The sequence below is a fragment of the Pseudomonas protegens genome (assembly GCF_003732485.1).
GTDB classification, from domain to species: Bacteria; Pseudomonadota; Gammaproteobacteria; order Pseudomonadales; family Pseudomonadaceae; genus Aquipseudomonas; species Aquipseudomonas protegens_B.
In genome coordinates this window covers 45,328-63,734 of sequence record NZ_MOAK01000015.1, presented here as the reverse complement: position 1 = coordinate 63,734, position 18,407 = coordinate 45,328, and the positions used below count along the sequence as shown (strand labels likewise).

12 protein-coding genes are annotated in these 18,407 nt (G+C 68.0%); 7 read left to right on the top strand and 5 right to left on the bottom strand.

Features of this window, described 5'->3' with window-relative positions; genetic code table 11:
• The 4 genes from BLX41_RS01715 to BLX41_RS01700 all read right to left on the bottom strand — a co-directional run.
• Nucleotides 1–3,054, bottom strand: a 3,054-nt coding sequence (locus BLX41_RS01715; protein ID WP_259744312.1) for an amino acid adenylation domain-containing protein, incomplete at its 3' end; no start/stop codon positions are given.
• Nucleotides 3,047–4,810 (bottom strand): ABC transporter ATP-binding protein, encoded by a 1,764-nt coding sequence (locus BLX41_RS01710; RefSeq protein ID WP_123723515.1) that lies wholly within the window; start codon nt 4,808–4,810, stop codon nt 3,047–3,049. The genes BLX41_RS01715 and BLX41_RS01710, both read right to left, overlap by 8 nt.
• Complete coding sequence (locus BLX41_RS01705) at nt 4,807–6,558, bottom strand: ABC transporter ATP-binding protein (protein ID WP_259744310.1); 1,752 nt, start codon at nt 6,556–6,558, stop codon at nt 4,807–4,809. Before BLX41_RS01705 ends, BLX41_RS01710 begins: the two co-directional genes overlap by 4 nt.
• Nucleotides 6,545–8,212 (bottom strand): (2,3-dihydroxybenzoyl)adenylate synthase, encoded by a 1,668-nt coding sequence (locus BLX41_RS01700; protein WP_123723513.1) that lies wholly within the window; start codon nt 8,210–8,212, stop codon nt 6,545–6,547. Before BLX41_RS01700 ends, BLX41_RS01705 begins: the two co-directional genes overlap by 14 nt.
• A gap of 374 nt (nt 8,213–8,586) precedes the next feature.
• On the opposite strand from BLX41_RS01700, the gene BLX41_RS01695 reads away from it, so the two are divergent.
• The 7 genes from BLX41_RS01695 (at nt 8,587) to BLX41_RS01665 (ending at nt 17,111) form a co-directional block, all read left to right on the top strand.
• Complete coding sequence (locus BLX41_RS01695; RefSeq protein ID WP_123723512.1) at nt 8,587–9,489, top strand: AraC family transcriptional regulator; 903 nt, start codon at nt 8,587–8,589, stop codon at nt 9,487–9,489.
• Between the two features lie 263 nt (nt 9,490–9,752).
• On the top strand, nt 9,753–11,984 hold the full coding sequence (locus BLX41_RS01690; protein ID WP_123723511.1) for a TonB-dependent siderophore receptor: 2,232 nt from the start codon (nt 9,753–9,755) through the stop codon (nt 11,982–11,984).
• Between the two features lie 16 nt (nt 11,985–12,000).
• Nucleotides 12,001–12,873, top strand: coding sequence for a PepSY-associated TM helix domain-containing protein (locus BLX41_RS01685; RefSeq protein ID WP_259744309.1), 873 nt, complete (start codon nt 12,001–12,003; stop codon nt 12,871–12,873).
• Nucleotides 12,860–13,993, top strand: a complete 1,134-nt coding sequence (locus BLX41_RS01680) for an ABC transporter substrate-binding protein (protein ID WP_123723509.1) — start codon at nt 12,860–12,862, stop codon at nt 13,991–13,993. The genes BLX41_RS01685 and BLX41_RS01680 overlap by 14 nt, the downstream gene beginning before the upstream one ends.
• Complete coding sequence (locus BLX41_RS01675) at nt 13,990–15,057, top strand: FecCD family ABC transporter permease (protein ID WP_123723508.1); 1,068 nt, start codon at nt 13,990–13,992, stop codon at nt 15,055–15,057. Before BLX41_RS01680 ends, BLX41_RS01675 begins: the two co-directional genes overlap by 4 nt.
• A 47-nt stretch (nt 15,058–15,104) precedes the next feature.
• On the top strand, nt 15,105–15,884 hold the full coding sequence (locus BLX41_RS01670; RefSeq protein WP_123723507.1) for an ABC transporter ATP-binding protein: 780 nt from the start codon (nt 15,105–15,107) through the stop codon (nt 15,882–15,884).
• 3 nt (nt 15,885–15,887) lie between these two features.
• Nucleotides 15,888–17,111, top strand: coding sequence for an MFS transporter (locus BLX41_RS01665; RefSeq protein WP_123723506.1), 1,224 nt, complete (start codon nt 15,888–15,890; stop codon nt 17,109–17,111).
• Between the two features lie 55 nt (nt 17,112–17,166).
• Here BLX41_RS01665 and BLX41_RS01660 read toward each other — a convergent pair whose 3' ends face one another.
• Nucleotides 17,167–18,351, bottom strand: a complete 1,185-nt coding sequence (locus BLX41_RS01660; protein ID WP_123723505.1) for a sugar transporter — start codon at nt 18,349–18,351, stop codon at nt 17,167–17,169.
• Nucleotides 18,352–18,407: the final 56 nt, after the last annotated feature.

The window sequence follows — 18,407 nt, the reverse complement described above, 5'->3', positions numbered from 1 at the left end:
TTGCCCCAGCCACTGCCGCAGGGCCTGGGTCGGCGGCAGCGGCTCGTTGGCCACCAGCACCGCCGCCAGCTGCGGCTCGCTGCCGGGCAGCACCAGGCTCAGGGCACGGCTGATGGCCGGGTGGCGTTCCAGGGCCAGGTCGATTTCCGCCAGCTCGATGCGAAAGCCGCGGACCTTGACCTGATGGTCCAGGCGCCCGAGGAACTCCAGGGTGCCGTCGGCCCAGTAGCGCCCCTGGTCGCCGGTGCGGTACCAGCGCCCGCCGTCATGCTCGACAAAGCGCTGGGCACTCAGGCTAGGCAGGCCGCGATAGCCCGCGGCAACCCCGGCGCCGCCGATCCACAGCTCGCCGGGCACCCAGTCCGGGCAATCCCGGCCCTGGCTGTCCACCACCCGGAAGCACTGGTTATCCAGGGGCCGGCCATAGGGGATCGAACGCCAGTGCCCGGGCACCGCGTCCACGTCCTGGCAGTTCGACCAGATCGCCGCCTCGGTGGCGCCGCCCAGGGCTACGAACTGCAGGTCACGCCCCGCCGCCTCTCGCAAACGGCGTGGCAGGTCGAGGCCGACCCAGTCCCCGGAAACCATGGCCAGGCGCAACGACGCCAGACCGCCAGCGTCCCGTACCTGCAAGGTCAGCATGTCCAGCAGCGCCGGCACCGAGTTCCACAGAGTGACCCGCTGTTCGCGGATCTGGCGCAGCCATTCCTGAGGCTCCTTGCGCAAAGCGTCGGCCGGCAGTACCAGGGCGCCACCGACACTCAAGAGGCCGAACAGGTCGTACACCGACAGGTCGAAATCCAGGGCCGAGACACCCAGCATCCGATCCTCGGCGCTGACCCGATAACGCCGGTTGAGCGCCTCGATGGTGTTCATCGCCGCCTGGTGCGACAGCTCCACCCCCTTGGGTTCACCGGTGGTGCCAGAGGTGAAGATCACATACGCCAGGGCATCCGCCGCAAGCGGCAAAGGCTGCACCAGGGCGGCTGCCGGGCGCGCCTGGGCCAGGGTCACCACCCGCAGTGCGGCGAGCCAGATGCCGCCGTCGCGGTGAGCCGTGTCGGTGAGTACCACACGGACCCCGGCACGCTGATAGATCATGTCGCGTCGGGCCGGCGGCTGCTCGATGCCCACCGGCACGTAGACCGCGCCGGCCGCGAGAATCCCCAGCACCGCGATCACTTGTTCGCGGCCCTTGGGCAGGGTGATCGCCACCGCCTCGCCGGGCTGCACGCCCCACTCCACCAGGGCGCCCGCCAGTTGCAGGGCTTGCCGGGCCAGCTCGGCATAACTCAGCTGGCCCTGGTCACAGATCAGCGCCAGCCGCTCGGGATGGGCCTCGGCCTGCCGGAAGAAACCCTGGTGCAACAGCCGGGCCGGGGTCGCGTGCCGGCAGTCGTTGACCGCGCTGCGCACCCGCTCCTGGTCGGCCGGCAGGGGCAACGGCGCCACCTGTTGCCAGTCATGCTCGCAAAGCCACAGCAGCAGATTGCGATAGGCCTCGAACATCTGCTCCAGCAGGCCCTCGGGGAACAGCCCCTGCACCGCATCCCAGTTCAGCAGCAGACCGTCGGCCATGGGGTAGCTCTGGTGATCCAGCCACACCTGGGGCGTCTGCGACAACGCCCAGCCGGGCTCGCCCAGTTGCTGGCGGCAAGTGTCATCGACAAAGGCCGGGCCCAGGTTGCAGGCAAACACCACCGGCGCCCCCTGACCGCCGCCCTGACGCAGGCGCGCACGCTCGCGCAGCACCTCGACCCCGGGCCAGGCGCTGTGGGCGATATCCCGGTGCAACTGAGCCTGCAGTGCCAGGGCCTGCCGGCAGAAATCCAGGGGCTGGCGCTGATCCACTTCCAGCAACACCAGATTGGAGAAGTCCGCCAGCAGGTGGGGCACGCAAGGGTGCAATTCCTGACGGTTGAACAGCGGCACGTTGAGCAGGAAATGCTGACTGGCGCTCCAGCGCCCCAGCACCTGGGCATAGGCGCAGGCCAGCACGCTGGCCAGGGTCAGGCCGTGCTGCCGGCCCTTGTGTTCCAGGACCTGCAACTGGGCTTTATCCAGGCGCATGGCCAGACGCCGGAAGCGTGGCGTACCCAGTTGCTGCGGCTCCCGGGCCAGGGGCAATTGCGGGCCGTCGGGCAAGTCCTCCAGGCGGGGCAGCCAGTAGTCCCGGGCCGCCGCCAGTTGCGGTGCCCGGGCCGCCTGTTCGGCCTTCAGGTAGTGGGCAAAGTCCCACTCCAGGGCCGGCAGTTGCTGTTCGAGACCGGCATGGATCAGGGCCAGATCCCGCAGCAGGATGCCGATGCTCAGGACATCCGCCACCAGCAGGTCGATGTTCAGGTGCAGACGGCTACGGCCTTCGGGCAGCAGGCTCAGTTGCACATCGAAGACCTCCCCGCTGCTGACCTTCAGGCAGCGGTGCGACAGGCGTTGACGAATCTGCTCCAGGGTCTGGGCCACGACCACGCTGGAGGCCTGGCGCAGATCGTGGACGCTGAGCCCGGGCCAGGGGCTCTGCGGCAGGATGCGCTGGCAGGTGTCGTTGACAAAGCAGGCCCGCAGCATCGGATGACGCTGGCACAGGCGGCGCACCGCCTGCTCCAGGCGCTGGGGTTCCAGGTCCTGGCCATCCAGTTCCTGATACAGGTGGCAACCCACGCCCCCCAGGGGCATGCCCGGATCGCGACCGAACCAGTAGGCCTGTTGCAGGGAGGTCAGTGGAAAATCAGCGTTGTCACTGGCGTCGGCTACCGCCTGCAGGCACGGCGCCGCAAGGCCGCGACGGGCCTCGATCAGCGCCCACCAGGCGTCCAGGGTCGGCTGTTGGATAAGCTCGGCAAAACTCAGGGTCACGCCCTCGGCGGCCAGCAACGCCGGCAGGCGCATGATGCTCACCGAATCGAGGCCCTGCTCGATCAGCGAAGCATCCGCCTCAAGGTCCTCGGGCTCGTAGTTGAGCAGCCGCGCAATGCCTGCGCAGAGTCTTTGGGGTGAATGACTCAGGCCGGCGTGCGCTGGATGAGCGCGTGCCAGTGCTGGGTTATCAGTCATGGTGGACGGTCCTATGGGGTACGGAAAGGGTAGGTCGCAAGCGCCAGCGATTGATCGCCTCGCGCTCGTGGAACAGTTCGCGATAACGGCCGGCAGCCGCCATCAGTTGGGCATGGGTGCCGCGCTGGGCCAGGCGGCCCTGGTCCAGCAGGAGGATCTGCCCGGCATGGGGGGCCAGGGTCGGCTTGTGGGTCACCAGCAGCACCGTGTGCTTGCGCGCCAGTTGCAGCAGGCTGCGGTTGACCCGCGCCTCGCTGATGGCGTCCAGGGCGGCGGTGGGTTCATCCAGCAGGATCAGCGTGGCGTCCTTGAGCATGACCCGGGCCAGGGCCAGGCACTGGCGTTCGCCGCCGGAGAGGCTGACACCGCCCTCGCCCACCCGGGTCTGCCAGCCCTGGGGCAGGCGCTGGGCCAGGCGGTCGAGGCCGGTGGCGTGGGCCGCGGCCATCAGTTGCGCCTCACTGGCCTCGGGGCGTCCCAGGCGCAGGTTGTCCAGCAGGCTGGCGGCCAGCGGCGGACAGTCCTGGAACATCAGGGCAATGTCCTGGTCGCGCTGCCGGGCCGAGAGCTGGCGCAGGTCCACGCTCCCCAGCAGGATCGCGCCGCTGCTGACGTCGCAAAAGCGCGCCAGCAAGCGCAGCAGGCTCGACTTGCCGGAGCCCGAGGCCCCCACCAGCAGGTTCAGGGAGCCCGGCTCCAGCTCGAAGCTGATGTCCTGCAGGATCGCTCGGCCCTGGCGAACCAGCCCCAGCTCCCGCACCTCGATCCGTTGCCCCTCCGGCACCTGGGGCACGGCCGGCTCCGGCAGGGGCGCCAGGCTCAGCAACTGACACAGGCTGTCCACGCCGTGGCGGGTCTGGCGCAAGGTGGTACCCAGGTTGACCAGGGCCCCCATGGGCTCCACCAGGCAGGTGGCGAGCACCGCCAGGGCCAGGTATTGCACGGCCCCGAGGCTGCCGCCGAGCACCCCATAGAGCCCGCACAGCAACACGGCGGTGTAGCCGGCCTGGAGCACCACCACCAGCCCCAGGGCCGCCGGAAAGGTGCGCCAATGGGCCCGGCGCTGGGCCTGACGCTGTTGCTGCAAGGCCTCGCCCAGCAGGCTGAAGCCTTCAGCGTTGCGCCCGCTGGAGCGCAGCAGCGGCTGCTGACGCAGAAACTCCAGGACCCGCGCCGCCGCTTCGCCGGCCGCCTCTTCGCTGAGGCGCTCGGCCTGCCCGCCCCAACGCACGCCCCAGTGATAGAACAACAGCAGCAACGGCACACTGGCCAGGGCGGCCAGGGCCATGGCGCGGTCGTAGAAAAACAGCGCCAGCAACAACGCCAGGGGCGTCAGCAAGGCATTGGCCATGGGCTGCAACAGGTGCGCCGGGGCACTCATGATCTGCGCCACGGTGTGGGTCACCAGGCGATTGAGCTCGGCGCCGCGACGCTCGACGAACCACTCCAGGGGCAGGCGCGCCAACTGCTGGCCGATGCGCAGATTCAACGACTGCGCTGCCGCCGCCCCGGCCCTGTAGCCGGCCAGCTGGGCATGGCGGCGCAACCACAGGCACAGCCCGGCGAACCCGGCAAAGGCCCCGGCCCAGAGCCAGGGCGCCTTGCCCGACGCGGCGTCGAAGACACAGGCAAACGCCATGGGCAGCAAGGCCAGCGCCAGGCCCTGGGCCAGGGCACTGGCCGCCATGGCCAGCAGCGCCCGGCGCAGCAGGCCGGCTTCCTTGGGCTGCAAGCTGCGTAACAGGGCAGCGATCATGACAGGGCCCTCATCAACGGGGCCGCGCCAAACTGCTCCACCGCCCACAGTCCGGCATACACCCCCTGCTGATCCAGCAAGGCCTGGTGCCGACCGCACTCCAGCAATTGCCCGCCCTGGAGCACGGCGATCTGATCGGCGTCCTGAATGCTGCTCAAGCGATGGGCGATCACCAGCACCGTGCGCCCTGCCGCCAACCGCGACAGGGCCTGCTGGATCGCCGCTTCGGATTGCGGATCGCTGGCCGCGGTGGCCTCGTCGAGCACCAGGATCGGCGCCTGGCTGAGCATGGCCCGGGCGATGCCCAGACGCTGGACCTCGCCGCCGGACAACTGCACGCCGGTCCCCAGCAAGGTGTGATAACCCTCGGGCAAGGCGCTGATGCGCTCATGGATCTGCGCGGCTCTGGCCGCCTCCTCGACCTCGGCGAGGCTGGCCTCGGGGCGCCCCAGACGCAGGTTGTCGAGGACGCTGGCGCGCAGCAGACGCACCTCTTGAAAGACAAAGGCCACCTGGCGATACAGGGTCGCGCTGTCCATGTCCCGCAGGTCGACCCCGCCGATGCGGATCGCCCCGGCGCTGACATCGGCAAAGCGCGCAAGCAAGGTGGCCAGGGTGGATTTGCCGGCCCCGGAATCCCCCACCAGGGCGGTCAGGGTGCCCGGTTGCAGGCGCAGATCGATGTCCCGCAGCACCTGGGTGCCGTCGGGGTAGCTGAAGTCCACGGCATCGAAGGTCACCAGGGCGCCTTCGGGTTCTCGGGAGAACGCCGGCTGCGCCAGCACCGGAGTGCTCAGCACCGCGCTGATGCGCCGCGCCGCCGCCCGGCCCTGGACCAGGGAATCGGCGCCATGCCCCAGGGCCGCCACCGGCGCCGCCAGGGCCGGACCCAGCAAGGCAAACGCCAGCAACTGCACAGGCTGCAACCAGCCGCCGGCAATCAGCGGCACCCCGCCCACCAGCACCAGAGCCAGCACCAGCAAGGGCGAGAGCAGCACTTCGACACTGGCGCCCAGGCCGGCCCAGCGCTCGACCCACTGGGAGAAGAAACGGCCGAAATCCTCTACGGCCTTGAAGAAGTCGTCCTGTACCCGCTCCACCCGGCCAAAGGATTTGACCATGGCGATGCTCTGCACAAAGTTCAGGGTCGCCGTCGACAGCGCGCCCATGGCCCCGCCCAGGCGCTGGCGCTCGGCGTGGTAAGCCGGGGTACGCATCACCCGCAGGCGCCACAGCGCAACCAGCGGTGGCGCCAGCACCACCAGGGTCATGGGCAGGCTCACCGTCAGCAGGTAGATCAGGCTGGCCAAGGGCACCACCAGGGCCGCCACCAGATTGTTGGGCAGGTGCGCCACCAATTGATGCAGGGCGCCGACATCCTCCAGCAACACCCGCTCGGCGCTTTGCCGATGGTCACCCAACCAGGCCAGGGGCACCCGCGCCAGATGGGCGGCGATGCGCTGGCGCAGATGGCGCTGCAGGTCACTGTCGGCCAGATGGGTAATCTGCAACCCCGCCGCCAGCCCCAACAAACGCAGGAGCAAGGCCCCGCCCCCGGCCAGCAGCCAGAAGCCCGCGCGGTCCACGTCCAGCTCGCCCGCCAGCAGCAGCGGCGCCAGTTCGGCCACGGCAATCAGCGGTAGCAGGCCCACCAGCGCCGCCAGCACCTGCAGCAGCATCGCCGCCAGCAGACGCCCGCGCACCGGTTGCAACAGTTCAGTCAATCCTGGTTGTTCAGCCACGGGCATCACTTCCCACCTGAGCTTCGGCGTCAGCACCGAAGTACAAGGCCTGGATCGCCTCACGCAGGTGTTTGCGGCTGACCTTGCCGACCCCGGTCTGGGGAAAGGCCGGGATGAATTCGAAGCGATCCGGCAGCTTGAACGCCGCCAGGCCCTGAGCCCGCAGATGGCGCAACAGTTCCGGAGCCCGGGGCGCCTGGCCACGGGGAATGACGAAGGCGCAGGTGCGCTCGCCGAGGAAGGCGTCGGGCATCGCCACCAGGGCGATGTCGGCCACCGCCGGATGGCTCAGCAGCAAGTTCTCCACTTCTTCGGCGGCGATCTTTTCGCCACCGCGGTTGATCAGGTCCTTGTCCCGCCCTTCCACCATCAGGTAGCCGTCGGCGGTGAGCTGCACCCGGTCACCGGTACGATAGAAACCGTCGGCGGTGAAGGCCTGGGCATTGTGCTCGGGATAGCGGTAATAGCCGCGGATGGTGTAGGGGCCACGGGTCAGCAACTGGCCCACCTGCCCCACCGGGACGGGCTGGTCCTGCTCGTCCACCACGCGGATTTCGTCCCCCGGCGACAGGGGCCGGCCCTGGGTGTGCAGCACCCGCTGGGGCGGGTCTTGCGGGTCGGTGTAACAGATCAGCCCTTCGGCCATGCCGAACACTTGCTGCAGGCGGCAACCGAGCACCGGCTCGATGCGTCGCGCCGCCTCGAAGCTGAGCTTGGCCCCGCCCACCTGCAACAGCTGCAACGACGGCAAACCGCGTCCGCGAGCCTGGGCCGCCTCCATCCACACCAGGGCCAGGGGCGGCACCAGGGCAGTGTGGGTCACGGCTTCGTGCTCGATCAGTTCGAAACAGACTTCCGGGCTCGGCGAGTGGCCGAGCACCACGCGCCCGCCGACCGACAAGGTGCCCATGAACCCCGGGCAGCACATGGGGAAGTTGTGGGCCATAGGCAGCACCGCCAGGTACACGCTGGCACTGGACAAGCCGCAGCGCTCGACACTGGCCCGCAGGTTGTAGAGGTATTCGTTGTGCCGACGCGGGATCAGCTTGGGAATCCCGGTGGAGCCACCGGACAACTGGAAGCAAGCCACAGCATCGGCACTCGGCGCCGGGAAAGCCGGCGACGGGGCCGGGTCATACAGGCCATCGAGGGCGGTGAATTCCTCGGCCTCGCCGGCCACTATCACCCACTCCAGGTGTGGATTGCCGGCCTTGAGATCCCGGGCCATGGCCCGGTAATCGAAGCTGGCGTCACGGTCGGCGCACAGGTAGGCCCGAGCCTGGGCGAACGCGCAGAAGCGACCGATCTCCAGATGCCGGTGAGCCGGCAAGGCGAAGATCGGCCGCACGCCGAGGCGGTACAGGGCAAAGCAGGTTTCGACGAAGGCGCTGCAATTGGGCAGTTGCAGGACCACGTTGTCGCCGGCACGCAATCCCAGACGGTACAGGCCGGCGGCCAGTTGATCGACCCGCAGGTCCAACTGCCGATAGCTCAGGCGTTGTTCGCCATCGGTCAGCGCCTCGCGCTCGGCGAAGGCCTGGGCAGCCACCCGCAGCAGGTCGCCAAAGGTTTCATCGCGCCAGTAGCCGGCCTGGCGATAGTGCTGGGCAAACGCCTCGGGCCAAGAGGGGCAATCCTGCAGATCATCGAAAGTGGACATGCTGTCTCCTGAGTTTTTTGACGCAAAAAGCGGCCCCGGACCTGAGGTGCCAGGCCCTTGGAATGAACGGGAAAACGCCGTCAGCGCTAAAGGAAATGAAGGTCCACAGGCGCTCCTGCGGGGCTGTTGCGTGGGGTGTCGTCCATGAAGGGCTGCCGTGCCTGCAAATGAGAGTGATTATTAACCGGCAATTTCCAGGGCCCGGCAATCGGCAGGACATTCGTTTGCGCGGCTTTTTCTTTTGATTGCGCGGCGAGCCCCCGGCAGGCCCCGACAGGACGGGGCCAGGAAGCTAAAGGATAATCATTCTTAATTACAGAAGCGGATTTTCCTGCTAGCTTATGGCCTCTTTTCGGGTCCACAGGGAGTTCGCCATGCTCAGCCCCCACGCTGCGCCGCAGCCTGTCCAAAGGGATTTCACCCTGCAGTTTCCCAATCCGCAGCACGCCGACACGGCGGCTGTGGTGCCGGAAATCACCTTGTCCACCGGGACTGTGCTGATGGACAGCCAGATGTGGATGCAAGAGCCGCTCTGGCAAGGTTTGAAAATCATCCTGGTGCTCAGCGGCCAGCTCAATTGCCGGGTCGAGGGCCAACCGGAAGTGGAAATTCGCGGCCCGACCCTGTGCGCCGTGGCCAACCAGGGCGAGCACTGCGGCGACCACTTGTTCGCCAGTGGCGTACCGGTGCGCTACACCACGGTGCAGCTGGACTTCCCGTCGATCCGCAATGCCGGCCTGGAACCCGAGCGCCTGCTGGACCCGCTTGGCGGCGGGCCGATGCTGTTCTGCCAGCCGGCCAGCAAGCCACTGCTGGCCCTGGCCCAGCAGATCTTCACCTGCCCGCTACAGGGCCCGACCCGCTCCTTCTACCTGGGCGGCAAGGCCCTGGAGCTCACCGCCCTGGGGGTCGAGGGCATCCTCGCCCATGCCGAGTCCCGACCGCTGCAGGACAGCCTGTGCAGCTCGGCGGACATCGAACGCATCCATGCCGCAAGGGACCTGCTGCTCAACTCATTGCAGGCTTCGCCGTCGCTGTCCGAGCTGTCGCGTCAGGTGGGCCTGAACCCGCGCAAGCTCACCGCCGGCTTTCGCCAGGTGTTCGGCACCAGCGTCTATGCCTACCTGCAGGAACAGCGCCTGGGCGAGGCTTACCGCTTGCTGGCCAGCGGCGAGACCAATGTCTCCAGCGCGGCCTATCGGGTCGGCTACAGCCCGGCGCATTTCTCCACCGCCTTTCGCAAGCGCTTCGGGGTTTCGCCCAAGTCCTTGCGCTGAGTCTGGCGGACGCTGAGTTCTGCGTTAGCTCAATTGGCGCCCCCATCGCACTGCGCATGCGCCGAGTTTCTACGGGCGCTGAGTTTCTACCTGCGCTGAATGTCTGCGTCCGCCGCACCTTGCGCCTGCCAACCCGGACGCCCTTGTCCTGCAGTACCGCAAACGAAAGAAATGGTCGCGCCAGCCAAAGTTTTAGGCCGCAGCCCATGCTCACAAATGAGATACGTTTGCATTCTCATTTAATCCCCATCACGGAGTGAAGCATGGGCACCAGCGTTGCGCACCGAAACACCTCAGGTTGGCCAGTCGATTCTGCGGTTCCTCGCCCGCCCCTGCGCCGCAGTCCGCTGGCGTGCCTGATCCACGGCCTGGCCCTGGGCCTGTCGTTGACCCAGGCAGGTAGCGCGCTGGCCGCGGACGCCGAGCGCGAGCCGCAACAGCCGCTGACCCTGGACACCAGCGTGATCAGCGCCACCCAGGTCGACTCCCCTACTGGCCAGCAAAGCGGCTACGTGGCCAAGCGCAGCCTCAGTGGCACCAAGACCGATGCTTCGCTGAGTGAAATTCCCCAGTCGATTTCCGTGGTCACCCGCGACCAGATGGATGCCCAGCAGGTGCAGTCGGTGAACGAGGCGCTGCGCTACACCGCCGGGGTCCAGGCCAATACCACCGCCGCCAGCCAGCGTTTCGACACGATCTCGATCCGCGGTTTCGACGTCACCACCGGCATGCTCCGCGATGGCCTCAAGGGCAATACCGCCCAGGCCTGGCCCAAGGTCGAAGCCTATGGCCTGGAGCGCATCGATGTGCTCAAGGGCCCGGCCTCGGTGCTGTTCGGCCAGAACTCCCCGGGGGGCGTGGTCAACCAGATCAGCAAGCGCCCGCTGGACAAACCCTTCCATGAAGTGCAGATCCAGGGCGGCAGCTTCGACCGGGCCCAGGGCCAGTTCGACTTCAGCGGCCCCCTGGACGATGAGGGGCAGTTCCTCTACCGCCTGGTGGGCCTGGAGCGCGACAGCGGCACCCAGTTCGATCACATCAAGGACGACAAGCAGTACTTCGCGCCCTCCTTCACCTGGAAGCCCAACGACGACACCAGCCTGACCCTGCTGGCCGACTACACCCAGGACACGTTCGGCGCGCCGCGGGTGTTCCTGCCGGCCCGGGGCACCCTGCTTGGCAACCCCAATGGCAAGGTCAAGCACAACGTCTTCCTCGATGAACCGGGGCTGGACAACGACCGCACCCAGTACTCACTGGGCTACCTGCTGGAGCACCGTCTGAACGATGTCTGGAGTCTCAACTCCAGCGCCCGCTACGGCCACGTCAATCTGCTGACCAACACCGCTAGCGGCAGAGCCCTGGAGCCCGATCTGCGCACGTTGAAACGCGATGCCTACCGCTTTCGCATCGTCGGCGACACCTACTCCCTGGACAACAATGCCCAGGCCCGCTGGAACCTGGGCAGCACGCAAATGGTGTCGCTGCTGGGGGTCGACTACCGGCGCACCCGCGAGGACTACTACCTGCGTGGCGGCGCTGCCTCGTCCATCGACATCTACAACCCGGTGCATGGCGGCGTGTTCAACCCCACCACCCCCTTCACCAACACCGTGCAGCGCGCCGATCAGGTCGGGGTCTACGCCCAGCAGCAGTTCACCTTCGATGAGCATTGGGTGCTCACCGTCGGCGGGCGCCAGGACCGCTCCAGCGCCCGCACCGACAATCGCCTGGAACATAGCGGCAGCAAGCAGGACGACGAGAAGTTCACCTACCGCACCGGCCTGGTGTACCTGGCGGACAACGGCCTGGCGCCCTACATCAGCTACTCCACGTCCTTCGACCCGGTACTGGGCACCAACTTCTACGGCACGCCGTACAAGCCCACCAGCGCCAAGCAATCGGAAGTGGGGGTCAAGTACCAGCCGCCGGGCATCGACAGCTACATCACCCTGTCGCTGTTCGACCTGACCCAGGAAAACGTCCTGACCACCGACCCGGCCGAACGCCTGAACAAGATCCAGACCGGCGAGATCAACGTGCGCGGCATCGAGCTTGAAGGCAAGGCCAGCCTGGCCCGGGGCCTGGACCTGCTGGCGGCGCTGACCTACAACGACGCCGAGGTGAGCAAGAGCAACAACCCGCTGGAGAAGGGCAAACGCCCCACCGACACCCCGGAAAAAATGGCCTCGCTGTGGGCCGACTACACCTTGCCCGACGGACTCCTCAGCGGCCTGGGCTTTGGCGCCGGGGTGCGTTACATCGGCTCCACCGAGGCCGATGCCGCCAACACCCAGCGCGTGCCCTCCTACACCCTGCTGGACGCGGCGGTGCACTACGACTTCGACAAGCTGATCCCGGCAGCCAAGGGCCTGCGCCTGGCGGTGAACGCCACCAACCTCACCGACAAGCGCTACTACGAAGGCTGCTCGCTGACCAATTGCAGCGCCGGTTATGACCGCAGCGTCATCGCCAGCCTGCGCTACCGCTGGTAAGCCGCCGATGCTGCCCATGCGTGAAATCTGGCTCCGGCTGCATCGCTGGCTGGCCCTGTGCCTGGGGCTGCTCCTGGCGCTGCTGGGCCTCAGTGGTTCGTTGCTGGAGCTCAAGGGTCCGATCCTGCGCTGGGAGGTCGGTGCGCCGATGCTGCAACTGGCCCCCGGCGAGCACGGCACGCTGCTGGAACAGGACGCGTGGATCAGGGCCGCCTCCGACGCCTACCCGCAGTTGCACAAAGTCTTCGGCGCGGCGCCACCGCGCCAGGGCTTTCTCGAATCGGACAATGTGATCGTCTTCGGTGCCCTCAAGGAGCGTCCCGGCACCGGCATCGCCATGATCGATCCTTATAGCGGCGAACCCCGGGGCTTCTTCGTCTTCGAGGACCTGTGGCTGGCCAAGCTGGTAGCGCTGCACCGCAGCCTGCTGTTGCCGCAGGCCTGGGGTTCGACCCTGGTGCTGGTGTGCGGCCTGGTGCTGCTGGGCTCGCTGGGCAGCGGCCTGTACCTCTGGTGGCCGGGCCGCCGCAGCTGGTGGAAAGCCGCCAGCCTGCGTCGCGGCAGCCAGGGCAGCCGGCGCCTGCGTGAATGGCATAACGTCGCGGCGGCGTGGCTGTGCCTGCCGCTGATCCTGATCGCCGGCAGCGGCGCCTGGCTGGCGCGCCCCGAACTGTTCACCTGGCTGACGGCCACGCCGATGACCGTCAAGCCGCTGTTTTCCGCCGCCCACGGGCATTTGCTGCTGGGTACACCCGGCGCCTGGCTGGCTTTTCTCTGCGGTATTTCGTTACCCCTGCTGTACATCACCGGCCTGTTGTTGTGGTGGCGCAAGCGCGTCGCCCGCCGGGCCGTTCAATCGTTCAAGGAAACCTCCCATGACACACCGTGATTTCTTGCGCCGCGCCCAGCGCGGGCTCTTGCTCGGCCTGCTGCCCCTGGGCCTGCTATGGGCCGCCACGGCCAGCGCCGCGACCCTCACCGATCTGGCCGGACGCCAGGTCCTGGTACCGGAGAAGGTCGAGCACATCCTCCTGGGTGAAGGGCGGATGATCTATTCCCTGTCGCTGCTCGAAGGCCAGAATCCCTTCGCCCGCCTCGCCGGTTGGCAAGGGGACTTTCGCGGCCTCGACGTGCAGGGTTACGAGGCCTATCACAAGGTCTTCCCCCAGGCCGACAAGGTGCCGCTGGTGGGCGGCACCTCGGCCGAGACCTTCAGCGTCGAAAAGGCCCTGGCGGTGCACCCGGACCTGGCGATCATGGCCCTGAGCGGCGGCCACGGGCCCGGCCCGGACAGCGAAGCGGTGAAACAGCTGGAGGCCGCCGGGGTGGCGGTGATTTTCGTCGACTTCAGCGACCATCCCCTGAGCAATACCGTGCCCAGCATGCGCCTGCTGGGCCAGGCCCTGGGCCGTGAGCAGCGGGCCGAGGAATTCATTGCCTTCTATCAGCAGTCCCTGGCCAAGGTCACCCAGACCCTGGCCAAGGCCGGTACCGTCAAGCAGCCGAAGATCTTCATCGACATGCTCGCCGGGCTGCAGGACTGCTGCGGCTCCCCGGGCACCGGCAACTTCGGCGAGATGATCAAGCTGGCCGGCGGCCACAACATCGCCGACGGGCGCATACCCGGCCCCATTGGTGTGCTCAACGTGGAGTACATCCTCTCCAGCGACCCGGACGTTTACGTGGCCACCGGGGTGTTTGCCGCCGGCCAGGGCGGCGTGACCCTGGGTTATTCCGCCACCTTGCAACAGGCTCGGGACAGCCTGCGCCAGGCCGCCCAGCGCCCACCGCTGAACGAGCTGCGGGCCGTGCGCCAGGGCAATGTGCATGGCCTGTGGCACATCTTCTACGACTCGCCGGAGCACCTGATCGCGGTCCAGGCCCTGGCCAAGTGGCTGCACCCTGAACTGTTCAAGGACCTGGACCCGGACCAGACCCGCCGGGAGCTGTACCAGCGCTTCATGCCGATTCCCGCCAGCGGCGTGTTCGCCACGAGCCTGAAACCATGACCCAGGCTGCCACCGACGTGGCGGACAACCTTGCCGCCGGCCATTACCAGCGACGCCACGGGCGCCGAGTGCTGCTATTGGGCGGGCTGGCCCTGGCCCTGCTGCTGTCCCTGGCCCTGGACATCACCACCGGACCTTCCGGGATGAGCCTGTCGCGCCTGCTGCAGGTGCTCTGGGACCCGGGCTCGATGCCCCGGGTCGAAGCGGTGATCGTGTGGAACGTGCGCTTGCCCTACGCCCTGATGGCGGTGCTGGTGGGCGCCGCCCTGGCCCTGGCCGGGGCGGAGATGCAGACCGTGCTCGACAACCCCCTGGCCAGCCCCTTCACCCTCGGCGTGTCCGCTGCCGCAGCCTTTGGCGCCGCCCTGGCCATCGTCCTCGGACTGGGCCTTCCCGGGGTGCCGGCGCAGTACCTGATCTCGGCCAACGCCTTCCTCTTCGCCCTGGCCTCGGTGGCCTTGCTCTACCTGCTGGCACGCTGGCGTGGCTTCGGCGTGGAAAGCCTGGTGCTGTTCGGCATCGCCCTGGTGTTCGCCTTCAACGCCCTGGTGGCCCTGCTGCAGTTCGTCGCCACCCAGGACAGCCTGCAGCAACTGGTGTTCTGGACCCTCGGCAGCCTGGCCCGGGCCTCCTGGGAAAAGCTCGGAGTGCTGGCCGTGGCGCTGTTGCTGTGCCTGCCGTTTTCCCTGCGCCAGAGCTGGGCCCTGACCGCCCTGACCCTGGGCGAGGAACGGGCCCGCAGCTTCGGCATCGACGTCGGTCGCCTGCGCCTGCTGTCGCTGCTGCGCATCAGCCTGCTGTCGGCCCTGGCGGTGTCCTTTGTCGGCACCATCGGTTTTATCGGCCTGATCGCCCCGCACATCGCCCGGCTGCTGGTGGGCGAGGACCATCGGCTGTTCCTGCCGGCCAGCGTGCTCAGCGGCGGGCTGATCCTGTCCATGGCCTCCATCGCCAGCAAGGCCCTGATCCCCGGGGTGCTGGTGCCGGTGGGCATTGTCACGGCCCTGGTGGGCATTCCGTTTTTCATGGCCATCGTCATGCGCAACCGTCGAGGTGTCCTGTGAGCCTTAACGCCCCCTCCACGCCCGGGCTGTGCACAGCCGGCCTGAACATGCATTACGGCAGCCGCCAGGTGCTCTGCGACGTCGCCCTGCCGACCTTGGCCAGGGGCAGCGTGACCGCGCTGATCGGCCCCAACGCGGCGGGCAAATCGACCCTGCTGCGGGGCATCGCCGGGTTGCAGAAAACCACCGGACAGGTGCTGCTCGATGGCGTCGACCTCAACCGCCTGCCCCAGGTGGAACGGGCGCAGCACATCGTCTACCTGCCCCAGAGCCTGCCGGAGCGCACTCGCCTGTGCGCCTTCGAGGCCGTGCTCAGCGCCGCCATGGCCGGGCATCGCAGCGCCGGTTTCGCCCCCGGCCGCCCCAGTGCCGAGGTGCTGCACCGGGTCGAACAGGTGCTCCGGGACCTGGACCTGACGGCCCTGGCCGACCGCCCCATCGATGCCCTCTCCGGCGGCCAGCGCCAGCTGGTGGGGCTGGCCCAGGCCCTGGTGCGCCAGCCTCGGGTACTGCTGCTGGACGAACCCACCAGCGCCCTGGACCTGTACCACCAGTGCCAGGTGGTGGACGCCATTACCCGGGCCACCCGCGAGCGCCAGTTGATCACCCTGGTGGTGGTCCACGACATCAACCTGGCCCTGGGTTTCAGCCAGCAGGTGGTGGTCCTGCACAACGGCCGTCTGGCCGCCGCCGGACCGGCCCTGGAAGTGGTCAACCCACAACTGCTGCGCGACGTCTATGGTGTCGACGCCAGCCTGGAACAGGTGCGCGGTCGACCGCTGGTGATGGTCGACGGCCGCCTGCCCTTTCACTCAGCCCTGGGATAAACCATGACCAACGCTCAACAGTTGCCCCTCGATACCCTGGACACGCCCCAGGCCGCACCGGCCTTCGACCTGCGCCCGCTGCTGGTGGCCAACCTGGCCTGCACCATGGCGATGATGGCGTTTGTCTCGCTGATCGGTCCCATTGCGCGGATTCTCGGCCTGGCCACCTGGCAGGCGGGGATGGCGGTGACCGTCTCCGGGGTGATCTGGATGCTACTGGCCCGGCCCTGGGGCCGGGCCAGTGACCGCCTGGGCCGACGGCAGATCCTGCTGCTGGGCACCGGCGGCTTCACCCTGGCCTTTCTCGCCCTGAGCCTATTCATCGACCTGGCGCTGTACGCCCTGCCTTCGGCACTGCTGGCGTTTGCCGGGCTGCTGCTGGGACGCGGCCTGATCGGGGTGTTCTACGCGGCGATCCCGGTGGGTGGCTACGCGCTGATCGCCGACAACATCGAGCCCGAGCACCGGGCCCGGGCCATGGCTTCCCTGGGGGCGGCCAACGCTTGCGGCCTGGTCCTGGGCCCGGCGATTGCCGCGCTGCTGGCACGCCACAGCCTGAGCCTGCCGTTCTATGTGCTGGCGCTGTTGCCGCTGCTGGGCTTCGCCTTCCTCAAGGCGCGGCTGCCACGCCAGGAACTGCACCTCAAGCAACCGCCCAAGTCGGTGAGCCTGGCGGACCCGCGCCTGCGCCGGCCGCTGGTGGTGGCGTTCATCTCGATGCTGTGCGTGGCCATGGCGCAGATCACCGTCGGCTTCTTCGCCCTCGACCGCCTGGGCATGGGCCCAGCGGACGCGGCGCAGACCGCCGGTGTCGCCCTGACCCTGGTGGGGCTGGCGTTGATTGCCTCGCAACTGGTGGTGCGCAAGCTGGAGTGGCCGCCACTGCGGATGATCCGCGTCGGCGCCCTGGTGGCCGCAACGGGCTTTGCCGCCAGCATCCTCGCCGCCCACGCTTGGGTGCTGTGGCTGGGGTTCTTTGTCTCGGCTGCCGGCATGGGCTGGATCTTCCCCTCCTTCGCTGCCCTGGCCAGCAACGCAGTGGACGCTGCCGAGCAAGGCGCCACCGCCGGTTCCGTCGGTGCGGCCCAGGGCCTGGGGGTGGTGGTCGGGCCCTTGGCAGGCACCCTGATCTACGCCGTGGAGCCGCGCCTGCCCTACCTGCTGGCGGCGCTGCTGCTCCTGTTGGTGGCGTGCTGGCCGGATCGCCGCAAGCCGGTGCACGCCTGAAGCCTGGCGCTGCCGCGGAACACAAAAGCGCCAACGGCGTCGGGCAATACCCGCCTCAATTGCCCGGCGCGACAGCGGCCATGCGGCGGACCGCCAGGCCATAGAACAGCAAGGCAAAGGTCGCCAATGCGCCCCCTGCCAGGCCGACATAGGCAAAGCCCAGCTGGCCGCCGACCCAACTGCCCAGCAGCGCACCGCCGCCAATGCCGATGTTGTAGATCCCGGAGAACATCGCCATCGCCACGTCGGTAGCGTCCGGCGCCAGCACCAGCACCTTGGATTGCAGGGCCAGGCCGAAACCCATGATCGCCATGCCCCAGACCACGCTCAGCGCCACCAGGGACCAGACATGGCCGTTGAGGGGCAGCAGCAGGCTCAGGCACAGCGCCAGCAGGGTCACCGCCGTCAGCAGGAACCCCTGGGGACTGTGACGGTGCAGCCAGCTGAACAGCAGCGAGCCGATGATCCCGGCACCGCCGAACACCAGCAGGATCAGGGTCACCACATCGCCCCCCAGGCCCGCCGCCACCTTGATGAACGGTTCGATGTAGCTGTAGGCGGTGAACTGCGCAGTGACCACCAGGGCCGTCAGCACATAGATCGCCACCAGCGCCGGGCGCTTGAACAGCAGCGGCAGGCTGCGCAGGGAGCCGGAGTTCTGACTGGGCAGCAGCGGCAAGGTGCGGATCAACCACAGCACCAGCAAGCCGGCCATGGCCGCAATCACGCTGAAGGTGGTGCGCCAGCCCAGGGCCTCGCCCAGCAGGCGCCCCAGGGGAATGCCCAGGACCATGGCCAGGGAAGTGCCGGTGGCCAGCAGACCCAGGGCCTGCACCTGCTTGCCCGGCGGCGCCAGGCGCACCGCCAGTGACGCGGTGATGGACCAGAACAGGGCATGGGCCAGGGCCACGCCGATGCGGCTGAGCATCAGCAGGCCGAAGCTGTTGGCCAGGCTGGAAAGGACATGGCTGACGATGAACAGCCCGAACAGCACCGTGAGCAACTTGCGCCGCTCGATGTTGCGGGTCAGCAGCATCACCGGCAGCGAGGTCAGGGACACGATCCAGGCGTAGATGGTGAGCATCAGCCCGACCCGCTCGGTGGGCAGATCGAAGCTGGCGCCGATGGCGCTGAGCAGGCCCACCGGCACGAACTCGGTGGTGTTGAAGACAAAGGCCGCCAGCGCCAGCGCGATGACCGGCTGCCAGTTGCCTTGGGGTGTCGCCGCGGAATCACTCATGGGGGGGCGTCATACTCTTTCGATGATGGAACGGGTCCGGGACCCGCTGAAAAAAT

What these genes read in the sequence shown, in the direction of transcription:
- BLX41_RS01710 (WP_123723515.1), bottom strand. Translation starts at nt 4,810, where the DNA reads ATGATCGCTGCCCTGTTACGCAGCTTGCAGCCCAAGGAAGCCGGCCTG.
- BLX41_RS01705 (WP_259744310.1), bottom strand. Translation starts at nt 6,558, where the DNA reads ATGCCCGTGGCTGAACAACCAGGATTGACTGAACTGTTGCAACCGGTG.
- BLX41_RS01700 (WP_123723513.1), bottom strand. Translation starts at nt 8,212, where the DNA reads ATGTCCACTTTCGATGATCTGCAGGATTGCCCCTCTTGGCCCGAGGCG.
- BLX41_RS01695 (WP_123723512.1), top strand. Translation starts at nt 8,587, where the DNA reads ATGCTCAGCCCCCACGCTGCGCCGCAGCCTGTCCAAAGGGATTTCACC.
- BLX41_RS01690 (WP_123723511.1), top strand. Translation starts at nt 9,753, where the DNA reads ATGGGCACCAGCGTTGCGCACCGAAACACCTCAGGTTGGCCAGTCGAT.
- BLX41_RS01685 (WP_259744309.1), top strand. Translation starts at nt 12,001, where the DNA reads ATGCGTGAAATCTGGCTCCGGCTGCATCGCTGGCTGGCCCTGTGCCTG.
- BLX41_RS01680 (WP_123723509.1), top strand. Translation starts at nt 12,860, where the DNA reads ATGACACACCGTGATTTCTTGCGCCGCGCCCAGCGCGGGCTCTTGCTC.
- BLX41_RS01675 (WP_123723508.1), top strand. Translation starts at nt 13,990, where the DNA reads ATGACCCAGGCTGCCACCGACGTGGCGGACAACCTTGCCGCCGGCCAT.
- BLX41_RS01670 (WP_123723507.1), top strand. Translation starts at nt 15,105, where the DNA reads ATGCATTACGGCAGCCGCCAGGTGCTCTGCGACGTCGCCCTGCCGACC.
- BLX41_RS01665 (WP_123723506.1), top strand. Translation starts at nt 15,888, where the DNA reads ATGACCAACGCTCAACAGTTGCCCCTCGATACCCTGGACACGCCCCAG.
- BLX41_RS01660 (WP_123723505.1), bottom strand. Translation starts at nt 18,351, where the DNA reads ATGAGTGATTCCGCGGCGACACCCCAAGGCAACTGGCAGCCGGTCATC.